At 72.9% G+C, this 14,430-nt stretch carries 14 protein-coding genes; 7 read left to right on the top strand and 7 right to left on the bottom strand.

Features of this window, described 5'->3' with window-relative positions; translation table 11 throughout:
- Positions 1 to 30 precede the first annotated feature (30 nt).
- A complete protein-coding gene (locus ACFYZZ_RS32180; protein WP_389183420.1) occupies positions 31 to 900 on the top strand; it encodes a biotin-dependent carboxyltransferase family protein in 870 nt (289 codons plus the stop codon).
- On the opposite strand, the gene ACFYZZ_RS32175 is transcribed toward ACFYZZ_RS32180, so the two are convergent.
- From ACFYZZ_RS32175 to ACFYZZ_RS32155, 5 genes are all read right to left on the bottom strand, one after another.
- A complete protein-coding gene (locus ACFYZZ_RS32175; RefSeq protein ID WP_389183417.1) occupies positions 801 to 1,769 on the bottom strand; it encodes an SGNH/GDSL hydrolase family protein in 969 nt (322 codons plus the stop codon). The genes ACFYZZ_RS32180 and ACFYZZ_RS32175 overlap by 100 nt on opposite strands.
- Positions 1,766 to 2,947: a glycosyltransferase gene (locus ACFYZZ_RS32170; RefSeq protein WP_389183414.1), complete on the bottom strand. Its 1,182-nt coding sequence runs from the start codon at positions 2,945 to 2,947 to the stop codon at positions 1,766 to 1,768. Before ACFYZZ_RS32170 ends, ACFYZZ_RS32175 begins: the two co-directional genes overlap by 4 nt.
- Positions 2,944 to 4,077 carry a glycosyltransferase family 4 protein gene (locus ACFYZZ_RS32165; RefSeq protein WP_389183411.1) on the bottom strand — a complete coding sequence of 378 codons (1,134 nt, stop codon included), beginning with the start codon at positions 4,075 to 4,077 and terminating at the stop codon, positions 2,944 to 2,946. Before ACFYZZ_RS32165 ends, ACFYZZ_RS32170 begins: the two co-directional genes overlap by 4 nt.
- Positions 4,078 to 4,273: 196 nt before the next feature.
- A complete protein-coding gene (locus ACFYZZ_RS32160) occupies positions 4,274 to 5,692 on the bottom strand; it encodes a HEAT repeat domain-containing protein (RefSeq protein ID WP_389183408.1) in 1,419 nt (472 codons plus the stop codon).
- Between the two features lie 300 nt (positions 5,693 to 5,992).
- Positions 5,993 to 6,385: an ankyrin repeat domain-containing protein gene (locus ACFYZZ_RS32155; protein WP_389183405.1), complete on the bottom strand. Its 393-nt coding sequence runs from the start codon at positions 6,383 to 6,385 to the stop codon at positions 5,993 to 5,995.
- Between the two features lie 263 nt (positions 6,386 to 6,648).
- Between ACFYZZ_RS32155 and ACFYZZ_RS32150 the strand changes: the two genes are divergently transcribed.
- Both ACFYZZ_RS32150 and ACFYZZ_RS32145 read left to right on the top strand, forming a co-directional pair.
- On the top strand, positions 6,649 to 6,843 hold the full coding sequence (locus tag ACFYZZ_RS32150; protein WP_094220804.1) for a hypothetical protein: 195 nt from the start codon (positions 6,649 to 6,651) through the stop codon (positions 6,841 to 6,843).
- Between the two features lie 40 nt (positions 6,844 to 6,883).
- Positions 6,884 to 8,473, top strand: a complete 1,590-nt coding sequence (locus ACFYZZ_RS32145) for a hypothetical protein (RefSeq protein ID WP_389183402.1) — start codon at positions 6,884 to 6,886, stop codon at positions 8,471 to 8,473.
- A 171-nt stretch (positions 8,474 to 8,644) separates the two neighbouring features.
- Here the strand turns inward: ACFYZZ_RS32145 and ACFYZZ_RS32140 are convergent, their stop codons facing one another.
- Positions 8,645 to 10,153: a PLP-dependent aminotransferase family protein gene (locus ACFYZZ_RS32140; RefSeq protein WP_389183399.1), complete on the bottom strand. Its 1,509-nt coding sequence runs from the start codon at positions 10,151 to 10,153 to the stop codon at positions 8,645 to 8,647.
- Positions 10,154 to 10,345: 192 nt separating this feature from the next.
- Here ACFYZZ_RS32140 and ACFYZZ_RS32135 point away from each other — a divergent pair, with 192 nt between their 5' ends.
- From ACFYZZ_RS32135 to ACFYZZ_RS32120, 4 genes are all read left to right on the top strand, one after another.
- Positions 10,346 to 10,963, top strand: coding sequence for a YitT family protein (locus ACFYZZ_RS32135; protein WP_389183397.1), 618 nt, complete (start codon positions 10,346 to 10,348; stop codon positions 10,961 to 10,963).
- Entirely contained in the window at positions 10,960 to 11,727 is a 768-nt protein-coding gene (locus tag ACFYZZ_RS32130; RefSeq protein ID WP_389183394.1) for a glycerophosphodiester phosphodiesterase, read from the top strand. Before ACFYZZ_RS32135 ends, ACFYZZ_RS32130 begins: the two co-directional genes overlap by 4 nt.
- A 61-nt stretch (positions 11,728 to 11,788) precedes the next feature.
- The gene (locus tag ACFYZZ_RS32125) at positions 11,789 to 13,135 is read left to right on the top strand and encodes an MFS transporter (protein WP_386574960.1); all 1,347 of its coding nucleotides are present in this window, start codon (positions 11,789 to 11,791) and stop codon (positions 13,133 to 13,135) included.
- 266 nt (positions 13,136 to 13,401) lie between these two features.
- A complete protein-coding gene (locus tag ACFYZZ_RS32120) occupies positions 13,402 to 13,776 on the top strand; it encodes an RNA polymerase-binding protein RbpA (protein WP_003977404.1) in 375 nt (124 codons plus the stop codon).
- Positions 13,777 to 13,857: 81 nt separating this feature from the next.
- Here ACFYZZ_RS32120 and fxsA read toward each other — a convergent pair whose 3' ends face one another.
- Positions 13,858 to 14,412 (bottom strand): FxsA family membrane protein, encoded by a 555-nt coding sequence (gene fxsA, locus ACFYZZ_RS32115; RefSeq protein ID WP_389183391.1) that lies wholly within the window; start codon positions 14,410 to 14,412, stop codon positions 13,858 to 13,860.
- Between the last annotated feature and the right edge of the window lie 18 nt (positions 14,413 to 14,430).

Below are 14,430 nucleotides of genomic sequence, written 5' to 3'. Positions count from 1 at the left end.
CCGCAACGGCCTCGCGCCCACGGGGGCCGTATGACCGACCGTGCGCTCGTCGTCGTGCGCGCCGGGGCGCTGACCACCGTGCAGGACCGTGGGCGGCCCGGGTACGCGCACCTCGGCGTGCCCCGTTCCGGAGCGCTCGACCCGCAGGCGGCGGCCCTCGTCAACCGGCTGGCCGGCAATCCGCCGGACGCGGCCGTCCTGGAGACCACCCTCAACGGCTGCGCCCTGCGCCCCCGTTCGACGGTGACCGTGGCCGTCGGGGGCGCGCCCTGCCCGGTCGCCGTGGGCGGCCGCCCGGCGGCCTGGGGCGCCCCGGTCGTCGTGCCCGCCGGTGCGCTGCTGGAGGTGGGGGCGGCCGTGGCCGGTGTGCGCGCCTATGTGGCCGTGTCCGGCGGGATCGCCGTGGAGCCGGTCCTCGGCAGCCGTGCCACCGACCTGCTGTCCGGACTCGGCCCCGCGCCGCTCACGGACGGCACGGTGCTGCCGCTGGGCACCCCGGCCGGCCCTCCCGCGCGCGTGGACGCCGTCCCGCAGCCGGGTCCGCCGGCCGAACTCGTGCTCCGGGTGACGCCGGGCCCGCGCGACGACTGGTTCGCCGCGCGCGCGGTCCGGGATCTGACCACGCGCGCGTACCGGGTGTCCTCGGCGAGCAACCGGATCGGCCTGCGCACCGAGGGGCCCGCCCTGGAGCGGGCCCGGAACGGCGAACTCCCCAGCGAGGGCATGGTGCTCGGCGCGGTGCAGGTACCGCCGGACGGCCGTCCTGTGGTGTTCCTGGCCGACCATCCGACCACCGGGGGCTACCCGGTGATCGCGGTGGTCCGCGCCGCCGATCTCCCGGCGGCCGCACAGGCGGTCCCGGGCACCACGGTGCGGTTCGTGGCGGTGCGGCGCCGCTGAGCCTCGGCGTCGGCACCGCCGGCATCGGGCTGTTCCGTTCTCGTCAGCGCGGCCAGCGCCTCGGACACCGCGGCGGAGGCCTTCAGGTCGAGGCGGGCGCTGGTGCCCCGCGCGCGGTGGCGTACTTCGTCGGCGGCCAGCCGCAGCAGTTGCGGCAGCAGATCGTTGCAGCGCCGGATCACCCAGGCGGTGCCGGCGGTGGCGAGCCACAGCAGGCTCGCCGAGCGGGTCGGGGCGGGGAACTCCGGTTCGGGTGACGGCGGCGTGCCGGTGGCCCGGCCCGCCACGGTGAGCAGGTCGTGGAAGTGCACGGCGAGCCGCCGGTGGCCGCGCTCGCCCGGGTGCAGCCGGTCCGCGCTCCACAGGGCGCGGTCGGTGAGCCAGGTGCCCTCCGCGGCGTGCAGGTGGACGGCCCCGTACCGGTCGGACAGTTCGTGGACGACCGCGTTGACCGCCCGCTGCCGGCGGGCCAGCGGGCGGGCGAGGGCGCCCGGGAGGCCCAGCATCGCGCCGGGGTCGGGCAGGCAGGCGGTGAGCAGCGTGGCGCCCTGGGCGGTGAAGGCCGCGTACACCTGGTCGAGCCGGCCCGCCACGGCATGGATGTCGAAGGTGTGGCGCAGCGTGTCGTTGACGCCGATGACCACGGACACCACGTCGGGGCGCAGTTCGAGACCGGCCGGGGCCTGCCGTTCGAGCACGTCCTGTGTCTGCGCCCCGCTGACGGCGAGGTTCGTGAACTCCACCTGCCCTGCGTCCTCGGCGAGGCCGCCGGCCAGCAGCGCCGCCCAGCCCCGCCAGCCCTCCCCGGCGGGGTCGCCGACGCCCTCGGTGAGCGAGTCCCCAAGGGCCACGAAGCGGACGGGTCTCATGCCACGCCCTCCCGGGCACCGGGCCGGGCCGGGGCGTCGGTGCGCTTCAGCACTTCCGTGTCGTGCGCCGCGAGGAACGCCTCCACCGCCGTTCCCCAGCCGAAGCACTCGGCACGCGCGCGTGCGGCTTCCCGTCGCTCGGGCTCGGTGCGCGACAGGAGCAGTTCCACGGCGTCCGCGAACGCGTCCGCGCGGTCGGCGGCCGCGGCGCCCGCGGCCCCGATCACCTCGGGCAGCGCCGACGAGGCGCTGGCCACCACGGGTGTCCCGCACGCCAGGGCCTCCAGGGCGGCAAGCCCGAAGGTCTCGGCGGGCCCGGGCGCCAGGCACACGTCGGCGGACGCCTGGAGGGCGCCGAGCGCGGCCCGGTCGGCGACGTACCCCAGGAACGTCACCGGCAGCCCTCGCTCCCGCGCGCGCTGCTCCAGCCGCGCGCGCAGCGGGCCGTCCCCGGCCACCACGAGCACCGCCCGCCGGCCGCGCCGTAGCAGCGCCTCCAGGGCGTCCAGGGCGGTGCCGGGCCGCTTCTCCACGGACAGCCGGGAGCACATCACGAGCAGCGACTCGTTCCCGCGCGCGTGCAGGGCGCGCAGCGCCGGGTCACGCAGCGCGGGGTGGCGTTCCATCAGGTCGACGCCGAGGGGGGCGCGTACGACGTTGCGCGCGCCGATCCGTACGAACTCGCGCTCGGCGAACTCCGTGGTGCACACGATCCGCGAGTAGACATGCGCGGTGCGGGTGTTGAGGGAGTCGGCCGTCCGGGCGGCGAGCTTCTCGGACAGGCCCCAGGTGCGCAGCACGCCGTCGGCGGTCTCGTGGGAGACCATCACGGCGGGCACGCGCGCGCGGCGCGCCCAGCGGCCGGTCCACCGCAGGGTGGTGCGGTCGGAGACCTCCAGGCGGTCCGGGGCCAGGTCCTCCAGGAGGGCGGCCACGCGCCGCTTGTCGGTCAGAACGCGGTAGCCGCCGGTGCCGGGCAGCACCGGTCCGGGCAGGGTGATGACCCGGCCCTGCTCCGTGTCTCGGTCGGTGTGCCGCTCGCCCGGCACGATGAGCACCGGCTCGTGGCCCGCGGCCCGGAAGCCCTTGCCCAGTTCGTGCAGGGCCGTGCGCAGGCCGCCGGAGGCCGGGGTGACGAAGTTGGCCAGCCGGACGATGCGCAGGGGTGTGCCGGTCATACCGTCACCACCGTCTTCTGGCGCGCGGCGAGCACGTCCTCGTAGTGCGCGATCAGCTGGTCGCCGACGGCGGCCCAGGTGCGGCCCTCGACCATGGCCCGCCCGGCGGCGCCGTACGCGGCCAGCAGGTTCGGATCGGCGGTCAGGGTGCGGACGGCCTCCGTGACGGCGTTCGCGTCGCGCGGCGGGACGAGCAGTCCGGTGCGGCCCTGGTCCACCAGGTCCAGCGGGCCGCCCGCGGCGGGTGCGACCACCGGAACGCCGCTGGCCATGGCCTCCTGGACGGTCTGGCAGAAGGTCTCGAAGGGGCCGGTGTGCACGAACAGGTCCAGCGAGGCGAAGATCCGGGCGAGCTCGTCGCCGGTGCGGCGGCCCAGGAAGACCGCGCCGGGCAGGGCCTCTTCCAGGTGGGGCCTGCTGGGGCCGTCGCCGACGATCACGACCTTGACGCCCTCCAGGCCGCAGACACCGGCCAGGAGCTCGACCTGCTTCTCGGGGGCGAGCCGGCCGACGTAGCCGACGATCAACTCGCCGTTCGGGGCCAGTTCGCGGCGCATTGCCTCGTCGCGGTGCTCTGGCCGGAAACGGACGGTGTCGACACCGCGCTGCCACAGCCGTACCCGGGGTACGCCGTGCGCCTCCAGGTCGTGCAGGGCGGCGCTGGACGGGGCGAGGGTGCAGTCGGCGGCGGAGTGCACGGAGCGGATCCGGCGCCAGGCGGCCGCTTCGCCGGCGCCCATGTAGGTACGGGCGTATCCGGCCAGGTCGGTCTGGTAGACGGCGACGGCGGGGATGCCGAAGCGGGCGGCGGCGGCCATGCCACGGACGCCGAGGACGAACGGACTGGCCAGGTGGACCACATCGGGGCGGTGCTCGGTGAGCGCCGCCGCGAGGCGCCGGCTGGGGAGGGCGACGCGGACCTGGGGGTAGCCGGGAAGGGGGAGGGAGGGGACACGGACGACGGGGCACGGAGCCTCGTGGGCGTCGGCCTTGGTACCGGGTGCGGTGGCCGGCGCGACGACGAGCGGGTGGTGGCCGCGATCCACGAGGTGCCGGGCGGTCTGGAGCGCGCAGTGGGCGACGCCGTTCACATCGGGGGGAAAGGATTCGGTCACTATGACGACACGCATACGGGTGTTGTCGCCGCGCCGGACGTGGCGGCGTCAACGTCGATCTTTCCGGACGGGGAACGTCCCATGAGCGTTGGACTGCACACCCGAGCGGGTCAGCCGGACGCCATGTCCGCCTGACCCGCGGGTCACCCGGTGTTCACCCGACGGGCGGTCTCCCGCCCGTCCCGTATGCGTGTGACGGTGCGCGGCGAGGTCACATGGTCTGTGCGTCCGGTCCGAAGCGGCTGCGGACCGCTGTCTGCACCTCGTCCTCCTCGGCCGGATCGGCGGCGAGGCGGCGGAGTCGTTCGACGACCCGGGCGTCGCCGGTCTCGGCGTGCCGGGCGGCGATCTCCCGGGTGGTCTCCTCGCAGTCCCACAGGCACTCGACGGCGAAGCCGGTGGCGAAGGAGGGATCGGTGGCGGCCAGGGCGCGGGCGGCGCGGCCGCGGAGATGGGAGGAGGCCGTCTCCCGGTAGATGTGGCGCAGGACGGGGGCCGCGCAGGCGATGCCGAGGCGTCCGGTGCCGTCCACCAGGGTCCACAGGGTGGGAGCGTCGGGGCCTTCACCCCGTACGGCCTCACGCAGGGCGCCGAGGACGAGGTCGCTGTCCTGGGCTCCGCCGCGGCAGGCGAGCATGCGCCCGGCGGCGGCGCCGAGGGCGTCGGGGCGCTGGGCCCAGCGGCGCGCACGGTCCACGGCGGCGATGCTGCGCATCCGTTCGAAGGCGTCGACGGCGGCCTCCACGACGACCGACGCTCCGTCGGCGACGGCGGCCTCGATCAGGTCGAGGGCGTCGGGGTCGTTGCTGTCGGCCAGGTAGCGCAAGGCCGTGCAGCGGGCGCCGTCGATGCCGTTCCGCGCGGCCTGGAGGATCTCCGGCCGGTCCTCGGGGCCGGCCACGGCGACCAGGCAGCGGGCAGCCGGGACATGCAGCGCGGCACCGCGCTCGATGCCCTGCTGGGCCCACTCGAAGACGGCTCGCACGCTCCACCCGGGGCGGGGCCCGGTGGGCCGCATCTGGCGCTGCCAGCGGTCGAAACAGCCGGTCTCCTGGGCGGCACGCACGCGCGTGGCGATCGATTCGCGCGGATCCTCGGCCCACAGCCGCCAGGGCCTCGGCTCGAAGGCGTCGCGCACGGCGGCGGCCAGTTCGGCCTCGCCCTCGGGGTCGGTGGAGAAGCGGGCCAGGACCGGGGCGGCGAGGGCGCGCAGGCCCGCGTCGTCGTCCCTGAGAGCCAGCTCGTCCAGGGCCCAGGCCCAGCTGGACCCGTGAGCGGCGTACCTGCGCAGCAGTTCGAGCGCGTCCCGCCTGCCGTAGGAGGCGAGGTGCCCGAGGACCGCCAGGGCCAGGCCGGTGCGGGACTCGTCGGTGTCGAGGACGTCCTCGGGGTCGAAGAGGTGCGCCTCGATGGCGTCCAGCTCGCCGTTCAGGTCGAGGTAGAGCCGGGCGTAGTAAAGGGAGCGGTTCTCCACCTGCCAGTCGTGGCGGGGGTCCCGCAGCACACAGTGGTTCAGGGCCGCGAGCGCCTCCGCTCGCGGGGCGGTGAGCGCGTGCAGCGTGCCGTCGCCACGGCCGCGCTGGAGCAGGCCGAGCAGCGTACCGCTGGGCGCTATGACCGGATCGAACATGGGAAACAGCCTCACATCAAGCGTCGACGCAACCGGGAAACACGCACTACCTGGCCGCGTGACACAACGTCGGAGCGCCCGCCGTCTCTTGCTTGCTGTAGACCATTTCTCTCTGCCTCTCGTCGTTGGCCCATGCGGACCGCATCACGGTCCGCGCGGTGCGGCAACACCTGCCCAGCCATCGCGTCCGTGAATCACGTCGTCATGATGACCCGCGGTGTGTGCTGCCGCGACCGTATTTCCGGCGGCCCTGTACCGCCTCCCCCGTTTTCTGTGTCGTACCTGGTCAGGACGTCCGCATCAGTGTGCGCCGAACAGTTCCAGGAGTTCCGTCTTACCGAACATGCGTGCCGTTTCCACGGCCGAGGGAGTACCCGCGGCGGGATCGGCACCGCCCTCCAGGAGGGCCCTGATCACTTCCGTCTCACCCTTGAAGACGGCCCCCGCGAGCGGGGTCTGGCCTCGGTCGTTGATCCGGTCCACGTCCCCGCCCCGGGCGAGCAGGGCGCGCACCGCGTCGGCGTGACCGTGGTAGGCGGCGAGCATCACGAGGGAGTCGCCGCGGTCGTTGGTGAGGTTGGCCGGAACGCCCTTGTCGACGTACGCCACCAGCTCCTCGGTCTGCCCCTGCCGGGCCAGATCGAAGATCTTGGTCGCCAGCTCCACGACCTCGGGGTCGGGGGCTTCGCTCATCGGCCGGACCGCCTCTCTTACAACCGTTCAGGTGAATCGCAAGGGTACTGGCTCGCGCCTCACATGACCCGAAGTGCCCGAGGTAAAGATCACCGCAGAACCCGCCGGACGCAAGCGCCCTGCTCAACCGGCCCATGACGGCTCCGCCACCCGGGGGAAATCAATCGAATTTCACCCAGTTGCACCTTTTGTCGTATAGACACATCCTGTGATCCTGGAAGTACTCATGGTGACTGTCCCCTCTCGACACCAGGAGACCTCAAATGATCCTCTCCCTGTCAGGCGTGCTCCTGCTCGGCATCATCGTCTTTCTCTTCTTCAGGAAGGACGGGCTCAAGGGTTCGCACGCCGCCGTCTCGGCCCTGTTCGGCTTCTACCTGTCGAGCACGGCCATCGCCCCCAGCATCAAGGCCGGCGGCGAGAGCCTGGCGAGCCTCCTCGGCGGCATCAAGTTCTGACGCCCCACCTCCCGCCCGTACGCACCAACAGGAGACAGCAGTGGCCCGGCGCCCTCTCCCCCGCATTCTGAGCAAAGACAGCGCGCAGATCGCCCGGACGCAGATCGCCCGGAGCCGGGAGCTGGCCCGGACGGCGGCCGACAGTGCCACCGATGTCCTCCACCCGCTGATCACCATCTCGCGCGGGCTGCGCCGGCTGGCCTCGGTCGGACGGCGCAGGTGGGCCGAGACACCCAAGGACAAGCGTGGGCCGCTGCTGTTCCTGGCGGCCACCGTGGTCCTGTTCGTGGTGATGGTGCCGTACGGACCGCTGCTCGCCGCCATCACCCTGATGGCGGCGGCGGCCTGGCAGGGACGCGACCGCACCCCGCCGGCCCCCGAAGGGCCGGACGAGTCCCAGGCCGAGCGGCTCCAGTCCCTGTACGAGGCGCTGGTGCCGTACTTCTCCACCGCCGAGGATCCGGCGCCGCTGTACGCGCACGGCGGGGAGTGGGAGAAGGCCTTCGACACGCACGAGTTCGACGACGGCGGGCGCTTCGGTCATCTGGTGATCCGCTACCCCGCCTACTTCCCGGACGGCGAGCCCGCGGCCCGTGCGCGGATCGAGCAACTGCTCACCGCGAAGGCCGGGCGGGGCCGTGAGTACCACTTCGAGTGGGACGAGGAGGGCAACCGGTTGACGGTGACCGTCCTCGCCCCGCTGCCCACCGACATCGCCGCCCAGCGCTTCGTCACCGCGCCGGGCGAGACCGTGCTCGGGTTCACCGATCCGAGCGAGGTCCAGCGGACGCTTCCCCTCTCCTACGGAGAGGAACAGCGCGACGTCCCGCCGGTCGTCTGGCGCACCGGCATCCGCTCGACCGAGCCGCACCTGCTGGCCATGGGCCACCCCGGCAGCGGCACCTCGACCCTGCTCCGCTCGATCGCCCTGCAGGCGCTCCAGCACGGCGACGTACTGATCGTCGACGGCGGCGGCACCGGCGAGTACGCCTGTCTGATCGGACGGGACGGCGTGCTGGCCGTGGAATGCGCGCCGGCCGGGGCGCTGGCCAGCCTGGAGTGGGCCGCGCAGGAGACCGAGCGGCGGCTCATCGCCATCAACCGGGCCCGGCAGGCGGGCGACGCGCCGCCCGAGGACACCCGGCGCCCGCTGTGGATCCTGCTGGACCGGCCGAGCGTCTTCACCCACCTCATGGCGGCGGACGGCCGCAAGGATCCGCAGGCTCTCCTCCAGATGCCGTTGCGGCACGGCCGCGCGGCGAACGTGACCGTGGCCGTGGCCGAACAGTTCGACAGCGCGGACACGTTGAGCGAGGGCGTACGTCAGCACACACGCGCGCGTGTCGTGCTGGGGCCTGCTGCGCCTGAGCAGGTGGAGGCGGTGCTGGGGGTGCGGGCGCGCACGACGGCGCCGGCACAGGTGCCGCCGGGGCGGGGCTATGCACGGCTGGGGTCGGGGCCGGTGCATCGGCTTCAGGTGCCGTCGACCCCCGATCCCTACGACGACGCGACCACCGACGCCGACCGGCAGGCGGTGCTGGAGTTGCTGCCGCCGCGGACGACTCCTGTCGAGGCCGCCCCTGAGACGGAACGGCTGGCTGCGGAGGCAGTGGCCGCCGAGAGTTCGTAAGTGCCCGTCGGCTGCGGTTGGGCTGGGTGGCTGCGCTCACCCGCGCTCGCGGGGTGCCGCTGCGCCCGCACTCCCCCGACCACCCATGGGCACGGGGCTGTATCGATATGCGGGTGCGTGGGCGCGACCAGCCCCACACACCCGCAGCCGAACTCCGAGCGACCGACTCACCTACGCCACGAACGTACGAGGCGCCTCGATGTCACCAGTCGCCCCCGTCTCCACCAGACGCGCCGCCGCCGCAAGGCGCGCAGCCGCCTCCTCTGCCACCGCTCCGCCGACCGTGAACGGGAGGCGGAGGTAGCCCTCGAAGGCGCCGTCGACGCCGAAACGGGGGCCGGAGGGGACGCGGACGCCGACCCGCTCCCCCGCTTCGGCGAGCCGCGAGCCCGAGAGGCCGCCGGCGCGGACCCACAGCGTCAGGCCGCCCTGCGGGATCTCGAACTCCCAGTCGGGCAGTTCGCGGCGCACCGCGGCCACCAAGGCGTCCCGGTTCTCCCGCGCCTGGCTCCGCCGCAGGGCGACGGCCTGTTCCCAACCGCCCGTGCCGAACAGCCAGTTCACGGCCAGCTGCTCCAGCACAGGGGTGCCGAGGTCGGCGTACGCACGCGCCGCGACCAGGCTGCGGATCACGTCCGGGGCGGCACGCACCCAGCCGATCCGCATGCCGGCCCAGAACGCCTTGCTGGCCGAGCCGACCGTGACGACGGTCGAGCCCGCCGGGTCGAAGCTGCAGACCGGGCGCGGCATCGCACCCTGGCCGAACGACTCGTCGAGCCACAGCTCGGTCATCGTCTCGTCGGCCACGAGCACGGTGCCGGCCGAGCGGGCCGCGTCCACCAGCCGGCGCCGCTGGTCCTCGTCGGCGAGCGCGCCCGTCGGGTTGTGGAAGTCGGCGACGACATAGGCGAGCCGGGGCGCGGCCTCACGCAGGACCTGGCGCCAGCGGCCCACGTCCCAGCCGGTCAGCCCCTCGGCCATGGCGACGGGCACGAGTCGCGCGCCCGCCTCCCGCATCAGCTGGAGGATGTTGGCGTAGGACGGCGACTCGACGGCGATGCGCTCACCGCGGCCCGCGAAGAGATGACAGATCGCGTCGATGGCGCCCATCGCGCCGGTCGTCACCATGATCTGCTCGGGCATGGTGGGGATCCCGCGCACGGTGTAGCGCTCGGCGATCATCGCCCGCAGGGCCGGCAGTCCGGCCGGGTAGTCGCCGTGTGTGTGGGCGTACGGCGGCAGTTCCTCCAGCGCCCCCTGCACGGCACGGGTGAGCCACGGCTCCGGGGCCGGCAGCGACGCGCAGCCCAGGTCGATCACCGAGCCGAGGGACTCCGGGGGCAGCGGCTCCAGTCCGCGCGCGGGAAGCGGGTTGCCCGCCGGTACGGCCGTCCAGCTGCCGGCGCCGCGCCGGGACTCCAGGAAACCCTCGGTGCGCAGGGCCTCGTAGGCGGCCGCGACCGTCGTACGGCTGACGGAGAGGGACAGGGCCAGTTCGCGCTCGGCGGGGAGCCGGGCGGCCACGGGCACGCGGCCTTCGAGCACGAGGAGCCGGATGCCGTCCGCGAGGGCGCGGTAGGCGGGCGGTCGGCGCGTGCCGGGGCCTGCCGGGCGGTCCTGCTGGGAGGTGAGCAGCCGGGCGAGCTGCGCGGCCCCCACCGCTGAGGTCCACTGCGCCATGACGATCAGTCCACCTTCCCCGAATTGGCCATGGATGGAGTTTCATCCCAAGCCACAGAGTGACATGCATCAGGCCACCGCCACCACCCAGGGGGGTATTTCGTGTCCACTCCCAGTCGCCCCGGTCGTCTCGGAACCGGCCGTCTCGGAACCGGTCGTCCCGGATCCACTCGTCTCGGCCGACGTCTGTTCATGCTGTACGCGGGGCTCGCGCTGTACGGCGCCAGTTCCGCGCTCCTGGTGAAGGCGGGTCTCGGGCTCGAGCCCTGGAATGTCCTGCACCAGGGGCTCGCCGAACTCACCGGGCTCAGCATGGGCCTGGTCCTGACGATCGTGGGGGCGGCCGTCCTGCTGCTGTGGATCCCGCTGCGGCAGCGCCCCGGGCTCGGCACCGTCTCCAACGTCCTGGTGATCGGGTTCGCCATGGACGCCACCCTTGCCGTACTCCCGGACGTGCGCTCCCTGGCGGTCCGGGTGCCCCTTCTCCTCGCGGGCGTCGTGCTCAACGGCATGGCGACCGGCCTCTACATCTCCGCCGCCTTCGGACCGGGCCCGCGCGACGGCCTGATGACCGGGCTGAACCGGCGCACGGGCCGCTCGATCCGGCTGATCCGCACCGTCGTGGAGGTCACCGTCGTCGCGACCGGCTTCGCCCTGGGCGGCACCGTCGGCATCGGCACCGTCCTGTACGCGCTGTCCATCGGCCCGCTCGCCCAGTTCTTCCTGCGCGTCTTCGCCGCCCCTTCGGCACCGGGGCGAAGCACAATCGTTGCCGCCGGGCAACCGGAAGGGGCGATACTGCGTCCGTGACCACCGCGATACGCCACCCCTATCTCGACCACCCAGGCCCCATCGCCTTCGCCCACCGCGGCGGGGCGGCCGACGGGCTGGAGAACACCGTGGCGCAGTTCCGGCGCGCGGTCGACCTGGGCTACCGGTACATCGAGACCGACGTCCACACGACGGCGGACGGCAAGCTCGTCGCCTTCCACGACGGCACGCTCGACCGGGTCACCGACGGCGTGGGCCGCATAGCCGACCTGCCGTGGCAGGACGTGTCCCGCGCGCGCGTGGGAGGACGGGAACCCGTACCGCTCTTCGAGGAGCTGCTGGAGACCTTCCCCGAGGTCCGCTGGAACGTGGACCTCAAGGCGGAGCCGGCCCTGCGGCCCTTCCTGGAGCTGATCGAGCGCACGAACGCCTGGGACCGGGTCTGCGTGGGCTCCTTCTCCGAGGCGCGGGTGCTGCGGGCGCAGCGGCTGGCCGGGCCGCGCCTGGCCACCTCGTTCGGCACGCGCGGGGTGCTCAGTCTGCGGCTGCGCTCCTGGGGGCTGCCGGCCTCGGTGCGCCGTTCCGCGGTCGCCGCGCAGGTTCCGGAGGCCCAGTCGGGCGTCCCGGTGGTCGACGAGCGCTTCGTCCGCGCCGCCCACGCGCTCGGGCTGCAGGTCCACGTGTGGACGATCAACGAACCGGAGCGGATGCACCGGCTCCTCGACCTCGGTGTCGATGGCATCATGACCGATCACATCGACACGTTGCGCAAGGTCATGGAGGACCGCGGCGTCTGGGTCTGAGCACCCGGGGCGACCGGGCCGCGCCTTCGCACAGCACTTCTGCGGGGAAGCGAGGGCACGGGTGGGCACCGAGACCGTGCGGACACAGGCTGCCGACGAGGCCGCGGGGCTGCGGCGCGAACAGCGCGGCTGGTATTTCTACGACTGGGCGTGCTCGGTCTATTCGACGACCGTCCTGACCGTCTTCCTCGGCCCGTACCTCACCGCGGTGGCCGAGAAGGCAGCCGACGCCGACGGCTTTGTGCATCCGCTGGGGATACCGGTCCGGGCGGGATCCTTCTTCGCCTACTCGGTGTCCCTGTCGGTGATCGTGGCCGTCGTCCTGATGCCCCTGGTGGGGGCTGCGGCGGACCGCACCGGCCGGAAGAAACCGCTGCTCGGTGCGGCCGCGTACACGGGGGCGGCCGCGACGACGGGCATGTTCTTCCTCGACGGCGACCGCTATCTGCTCGGCGGGCTGCTCCTCGTCGTGGCGAACGCGGCGCAGTCCGTGGGGATGATGCTCTACAACTCCTACCTGCCGCAGATCGCCCCGCCCGAGGAGCGCGACGCGATCTCCTCCCGGGGCTGGGCCTTCGGCTACGCGGCGGGCGCCCTGGTCCTCGTGGCCAACCTCGTCCTGTACTCGGCGCACGACTCCTTCGGCCTCTCCGAGACGGCCGCGGTCCGCGTCTGTCTGGCCTCGGCCGGACTGTGGTGGGGCGCCTTCACGCTCGTACCGATGAGCCGGCTGCGCGACCGGCACGCGCGCGTGGAGCGTGCGACGGCTCCCGGGCTGCGGCAGCTCACTGCGACCGTCCGGGACATGCGCCGGCATCCGCTGACGCTCGCCTTCCTGCTGGCGTACCTCATCTACAACGACGGCATCCAGACGGTGATCTCCCAAGCCTCGGTCTACGGCTCCGAGGAGCTGGGACTCGGGCAGTCGACGCTCATCGGCGCGGTGCTGCTGGTACAGGTGCTGGCCGTGGCGGGGGCGCTGGCGATGGGACGGCTGGCCCGGACCTACGGGGCGAAGCGGACGATCCTCGGTTCGCTGGTGGCCTGGACGGTCACGCTGGGGGCCGGCTACTTCCTGCCCGCCGGGGCGCCGGTGTGGTTCTTCGTGCTGGCGTCCGGAATCGGACTGGTCCTCGGCGGCAGCCAGGCGCTGTCCCGGTCGCTGTTCTCGCATCTGGTACCGCCGGGCAAGGAGGCCGAGTACTTCTCCGCGTACGAGATGAGCGACCGCGGGATGAGCTGGCTGGGCCCGCTGCTGTTCGGGGTGACCTACCAGCTGACCGGGAGCTATCGCTCCGCGATCATCTCGCTGGTGGCCTTCTTCGTCATCGGTTTCGTCCTGCTCGCGAGGGTTCCGGTACGGCGGGCGATCGGCGAGGCGGGAAACCCCGTTCCGGAAAGGATCTAGGAACGATTTAGCGCTCGACGCGAAAGGGCGGTAGTGTACGCGTTTGGCCTGCCAGGCGTACCGTTACTGCGCGTCAAAGATGCCGAAACGCTGGGTGACATCTGCTAGCAGATGTGACAAACCGGGCGCCTGTGGGTAGAACAAGGGGCGGCTACGACGGCGACGCATGACCCGGAACGGGAATCTTTACCGCCGACCGGACGTTGACCGGATGACGACGACAGCGACACCTGTCCTGTGGGCGACAAGCCCGGGAGGCACGATTCATGAGTGAGCGAGCTCTTCGCGGTACGCGCCTCGTAGTGACCAGCTACGAGACGGACCGCGGTATCGACCTGGCTCCGCGCCAGGCCGTGGAGTACGCATGTGAGAAGGGGCACCGCTTCGAGATGCCCTTCTCGGTCGAGGCGGAGATCCCGCCGGAGTGGGAGTGCAAGGTCTGTGGGGCCCAGGCACTCCTGGTGGACGGCGACGGCCCTGAGGAGAAGAAGGCCAAGCCCGCGCGTACCCATTGGGACATGCTGATGGAGCGGCGCACCCGTGAGGAGCTCGAAGAGGTCCTCGAGGAGCGTCTGGCGGTTCTGCGCTCGGGGGCGATGAACATCGCCGTTCACCCGCGAGACAGCCGCAAGAGCGCGTAACGCGAGACACACGAGTAACCGCGGGCGCCGTATGTGAAGACGTACGGCGCCCGCGGTTTCGTGCTGCCCGGTTTCCTGTTCTCAGCGGGTCAGGGGCGGCCACTGCTCCCCCGGCTCCCGGCTGGTGTCCTCCCTGATCACCTCGCCCTGCACCACCTTGCCGTCGGGGCGGTGGATGCGGGCCTGCTGGAAGGCGTCACCCAGGGTGCCCGGGGCGGCCTTGCCCAGGCTCCGGTCGAAGGCGCGCTCCGCGAAGCGGCTCACGGCCTTCTGGACGGGCGGGAGCAGCAGGAGCAGGCCGGCCGCGTCGGAGATCAGGCCCGGGATCATCAGCAGCAGGCCGCCGAGCATCATCAGGCCGTTGCCGCCGCCGCGCGTCGGCGACCCGCCATCCTGCAGCGCCTCGTTGAGGTTCTGGAAGGCGCGCCGCCCCGCCCGCTTGATGACCACGGAGCCGGCGGCGAAGCCCGCCACCAGGAGCAGGAACACGGTGAGACCGCCCGCCACACCGGCGACCTGCGTCAGCAACCAGATCTCCAGCACCAGCCACGCGGCGATCCCCAGGGGCAGATACCTGCGCAGCCGGGAACGCCGGGGCCGGACGGTGGACGGAGAGGTGGGAACGCCAGTCGTCATGCTCCCAGTGTGCCTGGA

Origin of the sequence: Streptomyces sp. NPDC001816, from assembly GCF_042892235.1 — a bacterium.
GTDB lineage: Bacteria > Actinomycetota > Actinomycetes > Streptomycetales > Streptomycetaceae > Streptomyces.
Note: the sequence above shows the minus strand (reverse complement) of the source record. Positions and strands in the feature narration are given on the sequence as shown.

Bases quoted from the DNA above. Each gene is read 5' to 3' on its own strand.
- ACFYZZ_RS32165 (WP_389183411.1), bottom strand. From the start codon at position 4,077: ATGCGTGTCGTCATAGTGACCGAATCCTTTCCCCCCGATGTGAACGGC.
- ACFYZZ_RS32175 (WP_389183417.1), bottom strand. From the start codon at position 1,769: ATGAGACCCGTCCGCTTCGTGGCCCTTGGGGACTCGCTCACCGAGGGC.
- ACFYZZ_RS32155 (WP_389183405.1), bottom strand. From the start codon at position 6,385: ATGAGCGAAGCCCCCGACCCCGAGGTCGTGGAGCTGGCGACCAAGATC.
- ACFYZZ_RS32120 (WP_003977404.1), top strand. From the start codon at position 13,402: ATGAGTGAGCGAGCTCTTCGCGGTACGCGCCTCGTAGTGACCAGCTAC.
- ACFYZZ_RS32170 (WP_389183414.1), bottom strand. From the start codon at position 2,947: ATGACCGGCACACCCCTGCGCATCGTCCGGCTGGCCAACTTCGTCACC.
- ACFYZZ_RS32140 (WP_389183399.1), bottom strand. From the start codon at position 10,153: ATGGCGCAGTGGACCTCAGCGGTGGGGGCCGCGCAGCTCGCCCGGCTG.
- ACFYZZ_RS32150 (WP_094220804.1), top strand. From the start codon at position 6,649: ATGATCCTCTCCCTGTCAGGCGTGCTCCTGCTCGGCATCATCGTCTTT.
- ACFYZZ_RS32180 (WP_389183420.1), top strand. From the start codon at position 31: ATGACCGACCGTGCGCTCGTCGTCGTGCGCGCCGGGGCGCTGACCACC.
- ACFYZZ_RS32135 (WP_389183397.1), top strand. From the start codon at position 10,346: ATGCTGTACGCGGGGCTCGCGCTGTACGGCGCCAGTTCCGCGCTCCTG.
- ACFYZZ_RS32160 (WP_389183408.1), bottom strand. From the start codon at position 5,692: ATGTTCGATCCGGTCATAGCGCCCAGCGGTACGCTGCTCGGCCTGCTC.
- fxsA (WP_389183391.1), bottom strand. From the start codon at position 14,412: ATGACGACTGGCGTTCCCACCTCTCCGTCCACCGTCCGGCCCCGGCGT.